Genomic DNA, 16,148 nt, shown 5'->3' with positions numbered 1-16,148 from the left:
TTCAGGAGCGGAACCGGGTTTCGAGGTCGCGGAGGGCTTCAGGGGTGAGGCGGCCGTAGAGGCGGAGGCGGGCCATGCCGCCGTCGGGGAAGATGTTGAGCCGCACGGCGGTCGCGGGCCGGTCGCCGGGGAGGACGAACCGGTGGGGCGTGTCGGGCTGGAGGGCGGTGCGTTCGAGGAGCGGGAACGTGTCGGCGCCGTCGCGGGCGTCGATCGAGGCCCAGCCGGGCGCGTTGTGCTTGAGGTGGGTGGTGTCGAGTTCGGCGATGCGCACGATACCGCGCCCGGCGAGGCGCACGTCGAGCCATTCGTGTCCGGGGGTGCGGCGGCGGGCGGTCTCCCAGCCGTCGGCCTGGCTGGCGGCGAGTCCGGGCATGATCGCGCCGGTCGGGTTGGAGTAGAAGGCGTTCGACGCTCCCGTGACGGCGGCGCCGTTGGCGAGCGCGGCGAGGTCCAAGGGGAGGTCGGCGAAGCCGGCGGGGTCGGGCACGGGCGTGCCGTGGACGCGCAGGCGCGCGACGCCGCCGTCGGGGTGCAGGTTGAGGCGCACGTGCGTGTAGCGGGCGGGGTCGGCGACCTCGTATTCGTTCCGGCTGTCGCCCTTGGCGTCCGAGACCGGGACGATGGTCCGCCAGTCGGCCTTGAGGAGGTCGGCGACGGCGGGGTGGCCGTCGGCGCGGCAGGCGTCGACGGAGACGCGGGGCGGGTAGTTGCCGGTGAAGTAGGCGGTGTCGACGGCGACGGCGCTGATGACGCCGGGGACGCCGAGCCGGATGAGGGCCCAGTCGTGGCCGTCGTCGCGGCGGCGGCGCGTCTCCCAGCCGTCGTAGACCTGGCCCTTGGCGCCGAAGGTGTGCGCGGCGTGGACGACGGGGTAGGGGCGGATGAGGTTCTCCTTCTCGGCGAAGGACTCGTCGTTGGCGGCGAGGACGGCGCCGCCGAGGGCGCGGGCGGCGAGGTCGGGGAGGCTCCAGGCGGCGCGGGGTCCGGGCGCGGGCGCGGTGTCGGTCATCGCGGGCTCCTTCGCAGTAGGCGGCCGCGCGGGGCGGCCGCGGTGTCGATGCGCTTGCCGCGCAGCCAGGTGGCGGTGACGCTGCCGGTGAGGCGGCGGCCGTCGTAGGGGGTGACGGGGTGGCGGTGGTGGAGGTCTGCGGCGCGGACGGTCCATTCGCGCTCGGGGTCGAAGGCGACGAGGTCGGCGTCCGCTCCAGCGGCGATGCGGCCTTTGCGGTGCAGGCGCGCGAAGTCGGCGGGGCCGCGGGAGGTCCAGGCGGCGAGGTCGGCGAGGCCGTGCCCGCGGGTGCGGGCCTCGGTCCAGAGGACGGGGAGTCCGAGCTGGAGGGAGGCGATGCCGCCCCAGGAGGTGGCGAAGTCGCCGGTCTTCATGGCCTGGGGGCTGGGCGAGTGGTCGGAGACGACGAAGTCGATGCCGCCGCGGGCGAGGCCGTCCCAGAGGGCGTCGCGGTTGGCGGCGCCGCGGATGGGCGGGCAGCATTTGAAGGCGGTGGCGCCGTCGGGGATCTGCTCGGCGGTGAGGGCCAGGTAGTGGGGGCAGGTCTCGGCGGTGATGTCGACGCCGTCGCTTCGGGCGCGGCGGATGGGTTCGAGGGCTTCCGCGGCGGAGAGGTGGAGGATGTGGACGCGCGCGCCGGTGGCCTTCGCGGCGTCGATGACGTCGCGGATCGCGTCGGTCTCGGCTTCGGGCGGGCGGGTGGCGAGGAAGTCCGCGAAGGCGGTGGCAGTAGCGGTGTCGTGGAGGCAGGCGGGGTTCTCGGCGTGGACGATGAGGACGGTGCCGAGGGCGGCGACCGCGGCGCAGGCGCGGCGCAGGCCCTCCCGGTCGAGCGGCGGGAACTCGTCGACTCCTGAAGGGGCCGTGAAGCATTTGAAGCCGAAGACGCCCGCGTCGTGGAGCGCTTTGCGCTCGGTCTCGTTGCCGGGGACGGCGCCGCCCCAGAAGCCGACGTCGACCCAGGTGCGGCCCTTGGCGGCGGCGCGCTTGGCGGTGAGCGCGGCGGTGTCGACGACGGGCGGGAGGCTGTTGAGCGGCATGTCGACGAGGGTGGTGACGCCGCCCGCGGCGGCGGCGCGGGTGGCGGTCGCGAAGCCCTCCCATTCGGTGCGGCCGGGTTCGTTGACGTGGACGTGGGTGTCGACGAGCCCGGGGAGGAGCGCGAGGTCGCGGAGGTCTTCGGTGCGGCGCGCGGGGATCGGTTCCGCGTAGTCGCCGACGACGGCGATCCGCTCGCCCGCGACGGCGACGGCGGCGGGCCGCTCGCCGTCGGGGAGGACGGTCCGCAGGGAGCGGAGCACCAGGTCGTAGACGACGGGCCCGGAAATGTCGGAGGGGTCGGCCATCATGGTGACTCCAGGTGCAGGAGTGGTGACGAGGAGGAGGTGGGGCGGGGGCGGCCGCGGTTGTCGGGGCCCTCGGGAGTGTCGAAGGGGCTCATCGGGATTCGGCTTTCGTCGCCTTGTAGGCGCGCCAGGAGCCGTGGGCGGTGATGTCGGTCAGGCCGGGGAGGCCGGCGCAGTCGTCGCGCAGGCGCATGCCGAGGGCTTCGGCGCCGTCGGCGAGGCCCACGATGCCGAGTTCGAGGTCCGGCGGTTCGGCCGGGAGCAGGGAGGTGCGGAGGACGAGCAGGTCGATGTCGTAGAGCTCGCCGGTGATGGCGGCGCCGGTTCCGGGGGGTGCCGCCTGGAGGGCGGGGTGGTCGTCGGCGACGCCGTCGAGGGGGACCGAGTGGAGCCGGTAGATCGGCAGGGTCGTGGCCGGCCCGAGGAACGGCGCGCCGCCGATGAGGTGGTGGAGGTTGCCGCCTTTCATGCCGCCTCCGTTGAGGAACATGTGGACCATCGTCGGCTCCTTCGGTTCGCGCGGGGCTCGGTGGCCGGTCCGCTCGGGCTGTCGGTGGGTCCGCGGCGCCGCGGGCTCGCGGGTGCAGCGGGTCAGTGGTGGATGGGGCCCTGGGCTTCGGTGAGGTAGCCCGCGGCGGCGCCGTTCCTGACGGCGGTGATCTCGGCGAGGATCGAGAGTGCGGTCTCCTCGGTGGTGCGGCCGTTGAGGTCGAGGCCGATCGGGGATCTGAGGCGGGCGAGCGCCGTCTCGGGGACGCCGGTGTCGCGCAGGCGCGCGAGGCGGTCGCGGTGGGTGGCGCGCGAGCCCATGGCGCCGATGTACCCGGCGTCGGAGACGAGGGCGCGTTCGAGGAGGGGGGTGTCGAACTTCTCGTCGTGGGTGAGGACGCACACCGCGGTGTCGGCGTCGGCGGCCGCCTTGTCGAAGTGGCGGTGCGGCCAGTCGACCACGACGTCGTCGGCTTCGGGGAAGCGGATCGCGGTGGCGAAGACGGGGCGGGCGTCGCAGACGGTGACGCGGTAGCCGAGCAGCTTGGCGATCCTGACGAGCGGACCGGCGAAGTCGACGGCGCCGTAGACGAGCAGCCGCGGCGGCGGCGTGTGGACTTCGACGGCGAACTCGCCGGTGCGCCCGGAGGCGGCGGGCAGGTCGGGGCCGCCGAGTTCGAGCGGTCCGCTGAAGCCGTCCGCGGTGATGGCGACGGCCTGGCCGAGGCGGGGCCCTTCGGCGGCGCGGACCAGGGTGACCGGTTCGCCGCCGAGGATCGCGTCGAGCGCGGCGCCGATGGCGGTGTCGTCGGGTGCGACGCGGACGATGAGGACGTCCATGGTGCCGCCGCAGGTGAGGCCCACGGCGACGGCGTCGTCGTCGCTGTACCCGAAGGACTCGACCGCGGGCGTGCCGGTGTCGAGGACCTCCTGGCAGCGGAGGTACACGGCGGCTTCGACGCAGCCGCCGGAGACGCCGCCGACGGCCGCTCCCTGGCCGTCGACGGCGAGCGCGGTGCCGAGCGGGCGCGGCGAGGATCCGGTGGTCCCGATGAGGGACGCGAGCGCGAAGGGGCGGCCTTCGCGCATCCAGGCGCGCAGCACGGCGGCGATGGTGTTCATGACGGCCTCCGGACGGTGAGGTGCTCGGGTCTGACGGGGACGCGGGTGAGCGGCAGGCCGGTGGCGTCCCTGATGGCGGCGACGATCGCGGGCGTGGAGGACAGCGTCGGGGGCTCTCCGGCGCCGCGGAGCCCGTAGGGCGCTTCGGGGTCGGCGTTCTCGACGATGCGCAGGCGCATCGGGGGCGTGTCGAGGATCGTGGGGATGAGGTAGTCGGTGAAGGACGCGTTCCTGACGCGGCCGCCGTCGGTGACGATCTCCTCCATGACGGCGAGGCCGAGCCCCTGCGCGCTGCCGCCGTGGATCTGCCCTTCGAGGGCGACGGGGTTGAGGGCCTTGCCGACGTCCTGGACGCAGGTGAGGTCGACGACCTTGACGAGCCCCAGCTCCACGTCGACGTCCACTGTGGCGCGATGGACGCAGAGGGCGAGCTGCACGTGGCTGTCGCCCTGCCCGGTGACGGGGTCCATCGGCTTGGTGGCGCGGTGGCGGAACACGCGGGTCGCCTCGATGGGGCCGTCGTCGAGGTCGCGGCCCTGCCACAGGTCGCGCACGGCCTCGCACGCGGCCTTGACGGCGCCGCCGGTCATGTACGACTGGCGCGACGCGGAGGAGGACCCGGCCGATCCGGCCTTGGTGTCGTTGGGCAGCAGGACGACCCGTTCGACGCCGAGCTCGGTGCGGGCGATCTGGGTCTGGAGGTTCCAGTGGCCCTGCCCGACTTCGGCCGCGGCGGTGTGGATGTAGGCGACGGGCTCCCCGGTCGCGCCGTCGAGTTCGAGGCGGACGCGCGCGGTCGAGTAGTCGTCGAAGCCTTCGGAGTAGCAGATGTTCTTGAGGCCCACGCCGTAGCCGACGCCGCGGCGCACGCCTTCGCCGTGGGTGGTGTTGCCGGTGCCGCCGGGGAGCTCGACGATGTCGCGCCCGGCGGGGATCGGCGGCACGGGGATGTCGGCGAACCGGTCGAGGAGGTCGCGCAGCGGCGAGAACGGCTGTCCGTCAACGGCCCTGGTCGGGTCGTAGGCGTCGACGACCTGGCCGTTGACGAGCTTGTCGCCTTGGGCGAGGGCGTTGCGGCGGCGCACTTCGAGGGGGTCGAGGCCGAGCGCGTCGGCGATGGCGTCCATTTGGGACTCGTAGGCGAAGCAGGTCTGCACGCCGCCGAATCCGCGCATCGCCCCGCACGGCGGGTTGTTGGTGCGCGCGCCCCAGGCGTCGATGCTGACGTGCCCGACCTTGTAGGGGCCCACCGCGAGCGACGCGGCGTTGCCGACGACCGCTTCGGTGGTGGAGGCGTACGCGCCGCCGTCGAGGACGATGTGCGCCTTGACGTAGACGAGGCGCCCGTCCTGGTCGGCGCCGTGCTCGTAGCGCATCCGCGCGGGGTGGCGGTGGACGTGGCCGAGGAACGACTCGGCCCGGTCGTACATCATCTTCACGGGCCTGCCGGTGCGCAGGGCGAGCATCGCCATGTGCACCTGCACGGACAGGTCCTCGCGGGCGCCGAACGCGCCGCCGATCCCGGCCATGGCGAGGTGGATCCGCTCGGGCGCGAGGCCGAGGCACGGCGCGATCTGCTCCAGGTCGGAGTGGAGCCACTGGGTCGCGACGTGCAGCACCAGGCCGCCGTCGCCGGTGGGGACGGCCACGCCGGACTCGGGGCCGAGCGGCGCCTGGTCCTGCATGCCGACCTCGTACTCGCGGGCGATGACGACGGCCGCGTCGGCGGTCACGGGCTCGCCGAGCCGCACCGGCTGGTACCGGAAGTACTCCCCCGCCTCGACCGCTTCGCCTGCGTCGCAGCGCGGTTCGAGGACCTCGTACGCGACGTCGACGAGCTCGGCGGCGCGGCGGGCGAGGTCGAGGGTCTCGGCGGCGACGACCGCGACCGGCTCGCCCTGGTAGTTGACCTCGCCTGGCGCGAGCACGGGCTGGTCGGCCTCGATGAGCCCGTAGTGGAGCTTCCCGGGGACGTCGGCGGCGGTGAGCACCGCGGCGACGCCGGGGAGCGCCAGCGCGGCGGCGGTGTCGATCGACCGGATCAGCGCCCGCGGGTGGGGGCTGCGGAGCGTGTGGCCCCACAGCATCCCCTCGAACGCGAGGTCGGAGGCGTAGTCGAAGGCCCCGTTGACCTTCGACTCGGCTTCGGGGCGGATCGGCGAGTCCCCGACGCCTCCGCCGGGCACGCGCCCGGTCGGGACGCCGCGGGTGGGCGGCTGCCCGCCGGGGGCGGCGACCGGGACTCGTTCCGCGGCTTCACCGTCGGGTGCTCGCCCGACCCCGCCGGCTGCCCAGGGCGGCGGGGTCGGAGTCTTGGCGGGTTCAGGCATCGGGTGCCTCCCTGAGGTCGGCGCTGGCGGCGGCGAGGTCCTTCGCGAGCGTCTCGGTGTCGGCGGTGCGCAGTTCGCCGTCGGCGACGACGGCCCGTCCGGCGACGGCGAGGAGCCGCAGGGGCGCGGCGGGGCCGAGGACGAGGGCCGTGACGGGGTCGGCGATCCCGGCGTGGCCGAGGCCGGTGAGGTCCCACAGGGCGACGTCGCCCTGCTTGCCGGGTTCGAGGGACCCGATCTCGGTCTCACGGCCCAGCACCTGTGCGCCGCCGATGGTGGCGAGGCGCAGGGCGGTGCGGGCGTCCATCGCGTGCGGGCCGTGGTGCTGCCTCGCGGTGTAGACGGCCTGCCGCAGCTCCTCCCCGAGGTGCCCGGCCTCCTGGCTCGCGGCGCCGTCGACGCCGAGGCCGACGGGGATGCCCGCGGCGAGCATCCCGGGGACGTCGGCGAGGCCGGTCCCCAAGCGGGCGTTGGAGGACGGGCAGTGCGCGACCCCGGTCCCGGCCGCGCCGAGGCGGGCGCGGGCGCGGTCGTCGAGGTGCACGGCGTGCGCCAGCCAGGCGTCGCCGGCGATCCAGCCGACCCGGTCCATGTACTCGACGGGGTCGCAGCCGTGGACTTCCGCGCAGAACTCGGCCTCGTCGACCGTCTCGCACAGGTGCGTGTGGAGGCGCACGCCCTTGTCGCGGGCGAGCGCCGCGGATTCGCGGAGCAGCTCGGTGGAGACCGAGAACGGCGAGCACGGCGCGACGCTGATGCGCAGCATGGACTCCGGGGCGGGGTCGTGGTGGCGGTCGACGGCTTCGGCGGTGGCCGCGAGCGCGGCGTCGAGGTCCTCGACGATGCGGTCGGGCGGCAGGCCGCCGTCGGAGACGCCGCGGTCCATCGAGCCGCGGGCGAGCTGGAGTCTGACGCCGATGCGGGCGGCGGCCGCGACCTGCACGTCGACGAGCTCGGCGGCCTGGCCGCCGGGGTAGACGTAGTGGTGGTCGGCGGCGGTGGTGCACCCCGAGAGCGCGAGCCACGCGAGTCCGGCGGTGTTCGCGGCGGCCACGTGGTCGGGGCGCAGCCGCCCCCACACCGGGTAGAGGTCGACGAGCCATTCGAAGAGCGTGTGGTCGGTGGCGTATCCCCTGGTGGCCCACTGGTACAGGTGGTGATGGGTGTTGACGAGGCCGGGGGTGGCGAGGCAGCCGGTGCCGTCGATGCGCTGCGCGCCTTCGATGTGCCGGGCCGGGCCGGGCCCGACCTCGGTGATGCGCCCGTCTTCGATGACGACGTGCCCGGCGGGGTACTCGGTGCCCGCGGCGTCGACGGCGGCCACAAAGGAGTTCTCGATCACGATCGCGCTCATCGGACACGCTCCGGGGTCGGATTGTCACACCCGCCGGGGAGGCTTGCGGTCCCCCGAGCGGATGCGGAAGGAGGTGGGGAGATGGCGTGATTCACGGGCGCTCACCGGCCAGCGTCGCGGCGGCGGTGTGGACGGCGTCGATGATCTTCTCGTAGCCGGTGCACCGGCACAGGTTCCCGGCGAGGGCTTCGCGGATGGCCGCGTCGCCCGGGTCGGGGTCCCGTTCGAGGAGGTCGGCGACCGACACGAGCAGCCCCGGGGTGCAGAAGCCGCACTGCACGGCCCCGCACTGCACGAACGCGTCGCGCACCGGCCGCGGCACGGCGCCGACCACGGTCTTCACTTCGCGCCCTTCGCATTGGGCGGTCGCCACGAGGCACGCGCACACCGGCGCGCCGTCGAGCAGCACGGTGCACGATCCGCACTCGCCCTGTTCGCAGGCGTTCTTGGACCCGGTGAGTCCGAGCCGGTCGCGGAGCGTGGACAGCAGGCTCTCGCCGGGCCGGTCGATCTCGGCGGCGAGCTCGGCGCCGTCGACGTGCAAGGTCACGCGCATCGAGGCCTCCGCACACGGGTGAGCCGGACGCTGTCGCGGCGAACGGCGCTTGGGGCGCCGCCGACGGGCGGCGCCGTCGGGGACGGGCGGTCCGGGTGCCGGGGCCGTTCACGGCCGGGCGCGATGTCGGCGGTGGTCGTGCTGATGGTCATCGGGGGCTCCTGTCGTGGGCGGTCGTCCATACGCGGCGGAGGGCGCGGGCGGCGCAGACGGCGAGGGCGTGGCGGCGGTAGTCGGCGGTGCCGCGGACGTCGTCGATGGGGCGGGCGGCCGCGGCGACGCGGCGGCCGAACTCGGCGGCGAGGGCGTCGTCGAAGCGGCCCGGGCTGCTCCAGGGCAGGTCGAGGGCCTCGGCGTCGGGCGCGGTGAGCGGGACGGGTCCGGCCGAGCCGATGCCGGTGCCGAGGCGGCGCGCGTCGGGGTCGAGCGCGAGGGCGAAGGAGCAGACCGCGATGACCATGGCGTTGCGGGTGCCCACTTTGAGGAACTGCTGCGGCCCTGCGGCCTTCGGGACCGTGACCGCGGTGATGAGCTCGCCCGGGCCGAGCGCGGAGCGCTTGGGGCCCAGGTAGAACTCGCCGATCGGGACGGTCCGGGTGCCGCTGGTGGAGGCGATCTCCACGGTCGCGCCCGTGGCGAGGAGCGGCGGGTGGCCGTCGCCCGCGGGCGAGGCGGTGGCGAGGTTCCCGCCGAGGGTGCCGCGGTTGCGGATCTGCGGGGAGCCGACGGTGCGGGCGGCGGCGGCCAGGGCCGGGAGGACCGTCGCGAGCTCGGCGGTGATGCGCGCGTACGGGACGCCCGAGCCGATGCGCACGGCGTCCCCTTCGTCGGTCCAGTCGCGCAGTTCCGCGAGGCCGGTGAGGTCGAGCATCGCCTCGGGCCGGGCGTGCCGGTAGTTGACGGCGACCATGAGGTCGGTGCCCCCGGCGACCGGGACGGCCTCGGGGTGCTCGGCGAGGAGGCGCACGGCCTCGCCCACCGCCGCCGGGCGGTGGAAGTCGGCGCGGGTCGCGACGCTCATGCCGCCTCCCTTCGGACCGTGCCCTCGATGAGCCCGTAGGGCAGGTCGCCCGCTTGGAAGACCGCGCCGGGGTTGTCGAGGCCGAACGGCGCGAGGTCGACGAGGTAGTGGTGCCGGTTCGGCAGGGACAACCGCACGTCGCGGGCCTCGGGGACCGCCTTCAGTATGCGCTCGCCGACGGCGTAGAGGGTCTGTTGCAGCGAGAGCGAGTAGGTGTCGGCGAACGCCGCGGCGAGGGCGGTCCGGGCGGCGTCGAAGGCGGTGTCGTACGCCGCGGGTACGGTCGCGTAAGCCCAGGTCGCGGTGACCGCGGTCGCGAGGATGCGGTCGTCGGTCTCGGGGAGGGTCGTGTACTCGTCGGCCAGGAAGCCGCTGAATTCGGAGTCGGTGGTGTTGAGGAGCAGGAGGTCCCTGACGCCGGCGGTGACCGCGGCGGTTCCGCCGTCGTAGGCGGCCTCGGCGGTGCGGATCTCGCCGCCGTCGCCGCGCGCGAAGGAGTGGTCGCCGATGCGGGTCCACGGGTGCTCCTCGACGCGGACGCGGGCGTGCGTGATGGAGGGGGTGGTGTCGACGAAGTGCCGGGCCAGGCGCTCGGCGAACGCCTCGGGGGCTCCGACGCCGTCCCGCGCGAAGGCGTACACGGTGTTCTTCTGCGTGTCGGTGGGGAGGACGCCGGCGTTGTCGCCGGTGTAGTGGGTCGCGTCGAGGTCCCCGGCGAGCGCGGTGTGCACGGTGAGGTCGCGGATCGCGTGGCGCGCGGTGGCGCGGTCGACGTGGACGAGCCGGATGCCGGACTTGCCGTAGCTGTTGGGGCCCAAGGTGAAGCCTGGTTCGGGTGCGTTCATCTAACTGCCTCGGTACGTGGAGTAGGCGAATGGGCTCAGCAGGAGCGGGACGTGGTGGTGGCCGTCGCCGACGGTGAAGGCGACCTCGACTTCGGGGTAGAACGTGTCGGTCCCGCGGGCGGCGAACCAGGCGCCGGTCTCGAAGCGGAGCCGGTGCGCGCCGGGCTCGGTGCGCCAGGCGGCGACGCGGCCGTCGTCGTCGGTGCTGCCGGTGCGGACCTCGGTGTAGGCGCCGTCCCCGTCGCGGCGCAGGAGGGTGAGCCGGACGCCCGCGGCGGGGCGGCCGGTGGCGGCGTCGAGCACGTGGGAGGAGACGGTCGCGGTCGGCGGTTCGACCTCGGGGGCCGCGCCCGCGGCATCGGCGCCGACGAACTCGGGGCTCGCGGACGCCGCGCCGGTGCGGTCGGCGTTCGCCGGTGTCGCGCTCATCGGTCCTCCCCGAAGGCCTTGCCGAGCCGGAGCGCGACGATCTTGCGGAGTTCGGCGCGGGTCTCGGCGCGTTCGGTCGCGTCGTCGTTGCCGAGGCGGCGGCGGGCCGCGGCGAGGATGTCCTCCGCGGCGAGGCCGGTGGCGCAGATGAGGAACACGCGGTCGAAGCGGCGCTCGTAGGCGGCGTTGGCGTCGGCGAGGTCGGCCTTGACGGCGGCGTCGGCGGTCATCGCGCGGGCCTGCTCGCCGCGGGACCACTCGGCCTCGGGGCCCGAGAGCGGGGCCGTTCGGCGATCGGCGGCGGCTCCCGGCGCCGGTCCGGCCTCGGCGGCGATCGCGCTTCCGGCCGAACCGCCCACGCGTTCCGCCGCAGTGCCGGAACCGGCTGGAGCGGTGGCGGGCTGCACACGCTCAGCGGATCCGTCGGTGCCGTCCGCCGTCGCGCCGAACCCGGCCGGGACCGCGATCGGCCGCGCAGGTCGAGCCGCGCCGCCGATCCTCGGGTGGGCGTCCACCGCCCGCTCGATCTCAGCGTCGTCCAGCGCGTCGAAGGCCGCGAGGGCCGCGTCGGCGAGGGCGGCCAGCGAGTCGTAGGGGCGGCCTGTGGCGAGTCCCTCTGCCCAGACCGGCGAGGCGCAGCACGCCGCGAGCACGCGGGTCGCGGACTCGGCGTCGGCCGCGTTGAACCCGGCGATCGTCCACATCGGCGCCTCCCGTTCGCGTCCGGTCTCCCGAGGTGTCCCCTCAGCGTGGCAGGTTTGCCGCCGCGTCGGGCAATTGAAGCCGAAACGCGAGGCAGAAGGCATTGTCAACGCCTATGAAACCTTGGTTTCCCGGCCGTTAAATGCTGGAGGATCGTCCAAAGTCGGTCCGTCGGCGGGGCTATGGTGGCTGTATCCACCGCGTCCCGAACCCGCCTGAGAAGGCCGGACCCCCTGGGGGCCACCATGCGACTGCGTACCCTGCTTCAGATGCCGGAACTGGGCCTGACCCTCGTGTCGGGCCGCCACCACCTGGACCGCGAGGTCCGGTGGGTCGTGCCGACCGACCTGCGCGACCCGCGCCGGTACCTGTCCGGCGGCGAGCTGGTGCTCACCGGGATGATGTGGCGCCGGGCCGAGCGGGACTCGGACGCGTTCGTGCGCAACCTGATCGCCGCCGGGGTTACCGCGCTCGGCGCGGGCGACCACCCGGACTTCCACTCGGTGCCCTCCGACCTGGTCGACGCGTGCGCCGAGCACGACCTGCCGCTGTTCACCGTGGACGCCGAGGTCGCGTTCGCCGAGATCACCGAGCGGATCGTGCAGCGCCTCTCCGCGGGCCGCTCCGGGGACCTCGCGTCGCTGCTCGACCGGCACCGGCGGCTCATCGCCGCCGACGGCATCGGGCAGATCCTCGAACTCATCGACCGCGAGCTGGGCATGGAGTGCCTGGTCCTGTCCCCCGCGGGACGGGCGCTGCGCGGGAGCCTGGAGCTCGGCGAGTCGGAGCGGGCCGCGGTCGTCGCCCGCGCGCACGCCGCGGACCGGCTGCCGCAGAAGGTGACCCTGGACCGGCACCGCTGCTACTCGGTCTTCGGGATCGGCTCCACGATCCACACCGGACGGTTCCTGGTCGTCGGCGACGACCACACCCGCTGGTCCCCGGAGCGCCGCCTCGTCGCCGAGCAGCTGTCGGCCCTGCTCATGCTCGAACTCGACGACCCGTCGCAGCGCCCCGCCCCGCACGTCGAGCTCGTCACCGCCCTGCGCGAGGGCCGCGCCGACGAGCACCTGCTGCGCTCCGCGGGCCTGCCCGCCGACGGCCCCGCCACGGTCATCGCCGCGACCGGCGAGTCCGAGGCCCTGCGCGAGACCGTCATCGCCGAGGTCCTCCACTACGCCACGGCGGCGACGATGGAGGACCCGCTCGATCCGCCCGCGGCGGCGTGGGCGAGCCGCGGCGGCGAGACCGTCGCCGTCCTCGCCGGCAAGGCCGCGCTCCCCGAGGAGCGCGCCCGCCTCGTCGCATGGGCGAGGCGCAGCGCCAAGGTCCTGCAAGCGGCCCATCCGGGCGGGACCGGCGCCATCGGCGTCGGCATCGCCGACCCCGTCGCCTCCCCCGGCGGGCTCCGCGGCGCGCTCGAACAGGCCCGCCACACCGCCGCCCTCGCGCAGCCGCGGCCCGGCCGCATCGAGGTCGCCGAACCCGACCACCTCGTGTCGCACCGGATGCTCCTGGCGGCCGTCCCCCCTGACGTCTCCCGCGCGTTCCGCACCCGCGTCCTCGACCCGCTCCTCGAATACGACGCGCGCCACCGCTCCGACCTGCTGCCGACCCTGCGGCGGTTCCTCGAATGCGACGGCTCGTGGCGCCAGTGCGCCGTGAGCCTCCACGTCCACGTGAACACCGTCCGGTACCGCATGCGCCGCGTGGAGGAGCTCACCGGCCGCGACCTGCGCAACCCCCTCGACCGGATGGACCTCGCACTGGCGGTCAGCCTGGACTGACCGCCCCGCAGACGGGCGGCGCAGGGGGCGCCGCCGCATATTCCGCCGGGAGGCGGGACCATCACAAGGGGGATCGACCATGGGGAACACCGCGGGGCTCGTGCTCGCCGCAGGCGCCGGAAGGCGCTTCGGCCAGCCGAAGGCCCTCGTCGAATACGACGGCCGGAGCCTGCTCGACCGAGCCGTCGCCACATTGCGCGACGGCGGCTGCCGCCAGGTCCTGGCCGTGCTCGGCGCCGGGGCCGAGCAGGCGCTCGCCGCGGCCACCGAGGCGTTCACGCCGGTCATGAACCGGCGCTGGGGGCAGGGATTGTCGACGTCGCTGAAGGCCGGGCTCGCGGCCGTGCCGTCGCGGTACGACGGGGTCGTCGTGACCCTCGTCGACCAGCCGCGCATCGAAGCGGAAGCGGTGCGGCGGATCATCGCGGCCGCCGCCGAGGGGGCCACGGTCGCGGTCGCGACGTACGCGGGCCGCCGCGGCCACCCGATGTACTTCGCGCGCGAGCACCTCGACGGCATCGCCGCCGGGGCCGTCGGGGACCGGGGGGCCCGCGACTTCATCGCCGCGAACGGGGACCTGGTGCGCGAGGTCGCGTGCCCGGGCGACCCGCTCGACGTCGACACCCCGGCCGACCTGGAGGCGCTCCAGCACCCGAGCCCCGCCTAGCGGGGCACCGGGCGCACTGCTGCCAGCGTCGTCAGCGGTGCACCCTAAGCGGCGAACCAGAGGTCGATCTCGCGCTTCGCGGACTCCTCCGAGTCCGAGGCATGGATGAGGTTCTGCTGGTTCGACAGCGAGAAGTCCCCGCGGATCGTCCCCGGCTCGGCCTTGCGGCCGTCGGTGGCGCCGGCGAGCAGCCGCACCACCGGGATCGCCTCGTCCCCGGCGACGACCAGGCTCACCAGCGGACCCGACGTCATGAACGACTTCAGGCCCTCGTAGTACGGCCGCCCCACGTGCTCGGCGTAGTGCGCGTCCGACAGCGCCGCGTCCATGGTCCGCAGCCGCAGCTCCTCGATGCGCAGGCCCTTGCGCTCCAAGCGGGACAGGACTTCGCCGACGAGCCCGCGCCGGACGGCGTCGGGTTTGATCAACACGAGCGTGCGCTGCTCGGCCACGTGGAACTCCTTGGAAGCGTCTGTCGGATCGGTGGCTGCCATCGTAAGCGATGTTGTGCCGGTTGCCTCACCCACGTACGATTCACGTTGAAACCCGGTTTCCCAGTTGCGGATGAGGTGTCCCAGATGCCCCCAAGACAGCCACCCCGTCCCGCCCCGCGGCCTTCCAAGGCCCCCAGCCGGGGCGGCGCGAAGGGCGGGACCGCCCGCGGCGGGGCGAAAGGCGCGGCCAAAGGCGGCGCCGCCAAGGCCGGGGCCCGCAAGGTCGCGCCCGCGAAGGCCCAGCCGCGCGGGACGCGCCAGCAGCAGGCCCGGGGCATGACCGCGGAGCAGCTGCGGCAGCAGCGGCTCCTGCAGGACCAGCAGCGGCGCCAGAACCAGGCGCGCTGGTGGGCGATCAACCAGCACGCGATGAAGGACCTGCACTCGCGCCAGCACCATGCGGCGGGCGGCGAGGCGATCGGCACGGTCCTCAACGCGGACAGGCGGATGCGGTGGCGCACCTCGCGGGCGATCGGCGCCATCACTTTACTGATCCTGGCGTTCTTCTTCACGTCCATGGCGATCGGCGCGCAGAGCGTCGGCATCGCCGTGCTCGCGTTCCTCTGCCTCGCAGGGTGCATCGCGTTCTTCACGGTCGAGCACTCGGCCCGGCGCTTCCCGCAGCCGGTCCCGGCGCCGCCGCTCATCGGCCAGCACCGGCTCGAAGACCTCATCGTCGAGGACGACCCGCCGCGCGGCGCCCCGGTGAAGCAGCAGCCCGAGCGCGGATCGCTCGACGACCTGTTCGAGCCGGACCGGCCCGAGACGGCGCCTATCCCGGAGCCGCCCAGGGCGACCGAGGCTCCCGCCGCACCTGCGGCGGCGGCTGCGACCGCTCCTGCGCCCGAACCCGCCGCGGCCCCTGCGCCTCCCGCCGCGCCCGCGAACAAGCTCGCTGAACCTCCGGCCGCGGAGCCCGAACCGCCTGCGGCCGAACCGGAACCGCCGAAGCCCGCGGTCGCGGCGGCCGAGGCCCGCCCGGTGACACTCGTCGTCCCGGTCGAGCCGCAGGAGCCCGACGCGCTCGACACGGTGCTGGCCTCCGTCCAGGAGGTCATCGACGAGACGAAGGCGCGCGAGGAGCCGGAACCCGCTGCGGCCGACGGACTTCCGCAGCGCGAGCCGACGATGCCCGCCGGGGACGCGGCAGCGCCCGGCCCGCCGTTGTACGTGGTGTCCGAAGCGCTGAAGGCCGCGTCCGAGCCGTCCCGGGAGCAGCAGGCCGAACCGATCGAGGCCCCGCCGGCCGACGAGGAACCGGCGGCCGAGCCCGAATCCGCTGCGGCGGAGGCCGAAGCGCCCCCGGCCAGTGAGGCGCCCGTGGACTCGGCGTCCTCGGAGTCGGCCCCGCTGCCCGCCGACCCGCCCGCGGCGTTCACGCTGCCGAGCGAGCAGATCGGCGGCGGCCCCGTCATCGAGGACGCCACCGGATCGGTTGCGGCGCAAGTCGAGACCGACCAGGCCCAGGCGCCTTCGGAGGCGCCGCCCAAGGGCCCCATCGCGGAAGCCGCCACGAAGCTGCGCTCGCCGTCCCCGCCGAAGCCCCGGACCTCCGAGGAGGGCAGCAGCCTCGCGCGCGACCTCGCCGAACTGCTCCTTTCCGAGGAGCGCCTCGGGGGCACCGACGTCACCGACGTGGCGGCGACGCTCGTGGTCGCCGACCTCCAGCGGTCCGTCGAGTTCTACACGGACGCTCTGGGCCTGGCGATCTCCGACCGGACCGCCGAAGCGGCCGTCCTCGACGCGGGCTTCGGGAAGATCCTGCTGTGGGAGCGCCCCGACGCGCCGCCCGGCGAGACCGGGATCATGCACCTCACGTTCGAGGTCGGCGACATCGACGCCGCGTTCACGCAGATGAACGAGGCCGGCGTCCAGTTCCTGCACCTGCCGCGGACCGCGCTGCTGGGGCAGAACTACGAGATGCGGGCGGCCGCGTTCCGGGACCCGGACGGGCACGGCCTGGCGATCACCGAGCACCGGGAGCGCGACTAGTC

General features: G+C 74.6%; 14 protein-coding genes and 1 pseudogene. 3 read left to right on the top strand and 12 right to left on the bottom strand.

The features are described 5' to 3' along the window. Position 1: 1 nt before the first annotated feature. The 11 genes and pseudogenes from alc to B0I28_RS00310 form a co-directional block, all read right to left on the bottom strand. Positions 2-1,012: an allantoicase gene (gene alc, locus B0I28_RS00360; protein ID WP_106361849.1), complete on the bottom strand. Its 1,011-nt coding sequence runs from the start codon at positions 1,010-1,012 to the stop codon at positions 2-4. After that, entirely contained in the window at positions 1,009-2,361 is a 1,353-nt protein-coding gene (allB, locus tag B0I28_RS00355) for an allantoinase AllB (RefSeq protein WP_245888828.1), read from the bottom strand. Before allB ends, alc begins: the two co-directional genes overlap by 4 nt. Before the next feature lie 88 nt (positions 2,362-2,449). Beyond that, positions 2,450-2,857 (bottom strand): allophanate hydrolase-related protein, encoded by a 408-nt coding sequence (locus B0I28_RS00350; protein ID WP_106361848.1) that lies wholly within the window; start codon positions 2,855-2,857, stop codon positions 2,450-2,452. 92 nt (positions 2,858-2,949) lie between these two features. Next, a complete protein-coding gene (locus B0I28_RS00345) occupies positions 2,950-3,969 on the bottom strand; it encodes an XdhC family protein (RefSeq protein ID WP_106361847.1) in 1,020 nt (339 codons plus the stop codon). Continuing rightward, positions 3,966-6,299 carry a molybdopterin cofactor-binding domain-containing protein gene (locus B0I28_RS00340; RefSeq protein ID WP_181245579.1) on the bottom strand — a complete coding sequence of 778 codons (2,334 nt, stop codon included), beginning with the start codon at positions 6,297-6,299 and terminating at the stop codon, positions 3,966-3,968. The genes B0I28_RS00345 and B0I28_RS00340 overlap by 4 nt, the downstream gene beginning before the upstream one ends. After that, entirely contained in the window at positions 6,292-7,653 is a 1,362-nt protein-coding gene (locus tag B0I28_RS00335) for an 8-oxoguanine deaminase (RefSeq protein ID WP_106361846.1), read from the bottom strand. Before B0I28_RS00335 ends, B0I28_RS00340 begins: the two co-directional genes overlap by 8 nt. A gap of 91 nt (positions 7,654-7,744) precedes the next feature. Next, on the bottom strand, positions 7,745-8,209 hold the full coding sequence (locus tag B0I28_RS00330) for a (2Fe-2S)-binding protein (RefSeq protein ID WP_106361845.1): 465 nt from the start codon (positions 8,207-8,209) through the stop codon (positions 7,745-7,747). 148 nt (positions 8,210-8,357) lie between these two features. Further along, complete coding sequence (locus B0I28_RS00325) at positions 8,358-9,230, bottom strand: FAD binding domain-containing protein (RefSeq protein ID WP_106361844.1); 873 nt, start codon at positions 9,228-9,230, stop codon at positions 8,358-8,360. Beyond that, entirely contained in the window at positions 9,227-10,075 is an 849-nt protein-coding gene (gene pucL, locus B0I28_RS00320) for a factor-independent urate hydroxylase (RefSeq protein ID WP_106361843.1), read from the bottom strand. Before pucL ends, B0I28_RS00325 begins: the two co-directional genes overlap by 4 nt. After that, positions 10,076-10,390, bottom strand: a pseudogene (uraH, locus tag B0I28_RS00315) (hydroxyisourate hydrolase); the annotation flags it as partial. A gap of 110 nt (positions 10,391-10,500) precedes the next feature. After that, positions 10,501-11,208 carry a 2-oxo-4-hydroxy-4-carboxy-5-ureidoimidazoline decarboxylase gene (locus B0I28_RS00310; protein ID WP_181245578.1) on the bottom strand — a complete coding sequence of 236 codons (708 nt, stop codon included), beginning with the start codon at positions 11,206-11,208 and terminating at the stop codon, positions 10,501-10,503. A gap of 267 nt (positions 11,209-11,475) precedes the next feature. On the opposite strand from B0I28_RS00310, the gene B0I28_RS00305 reads away from it, so the two are divergent. Both B0I28_RS00305 and B0I28_RS00300 read left to right on the top strand, forming a co-directional pair. Continuing rightward, a complete protein-coding gene (locus B0I28_RS00305) occupies positions 11,476-12,993 on the top strand; it encodes a PucR family transcriptional regulator (protein ID WP_181245577.1) in 1,518 nt (505 codons plus the stop codon). Positions 12,994-13,072: 79 nt separating this feature from the next. Next, positions 13,073-13,660, top strand: a complete 588-nt coding sequence (locus B0I28_RS00300; protein ID WP_106361839.1) for a nucleotidyltransferase family protein — start codon at positions 13,073-13,075, stop codon at positions 13,658-13,660. A gap of 44 nt (positions 13,661-13,704) precedes the next feature. Here B0I28_RS00300 and ndk read toward each other — a convergent pair whose 3' ends face one another. Beyond that, positions 13,705-14,112 (bottom strand): nucleoside-diphosphate kinase, encoded by a 408-nt coding sequence (gene ndk / locus B0I28_RS00295; protein ID WP_245888827.1) that lies wholly within the window; start codon positions 14,110-14,112, stop codon positions 13,705-13,707. Between the two features lie 126 nt (positions 14,113-14,238). Here ndk and B0I28_RS00290 point away from each other — a divergent pair, with 126 nt between their 5' ends. Continuing rightward, positions 14,239-16,146: a VOC family protein gene (locus B0I28_RS00290; protein ID WP_146147919.1), complete on the top strand. Its 1,908-nt coding sequence runs from the start codon at positions 14,239-14,241 to the stop codon at positions 16,144-16,146. Positions 16,147-16,148: the final 2 nt, after the last annotated feature.

The organism is Glycomyces artemisiae, from assembly GCF_003002955.1.
Taxonomy (GTDB): Bacteria; Actinomycetota; Actinomycetes; order Mycobacteriales; family Micromonosporaceae; genus Glycomyces; species Glycomyces artemisiae.
Note: the sequence above shows the minus strand (reverse complement) of the source record. Positions and strands in the feature narration are given on the sequence as shown.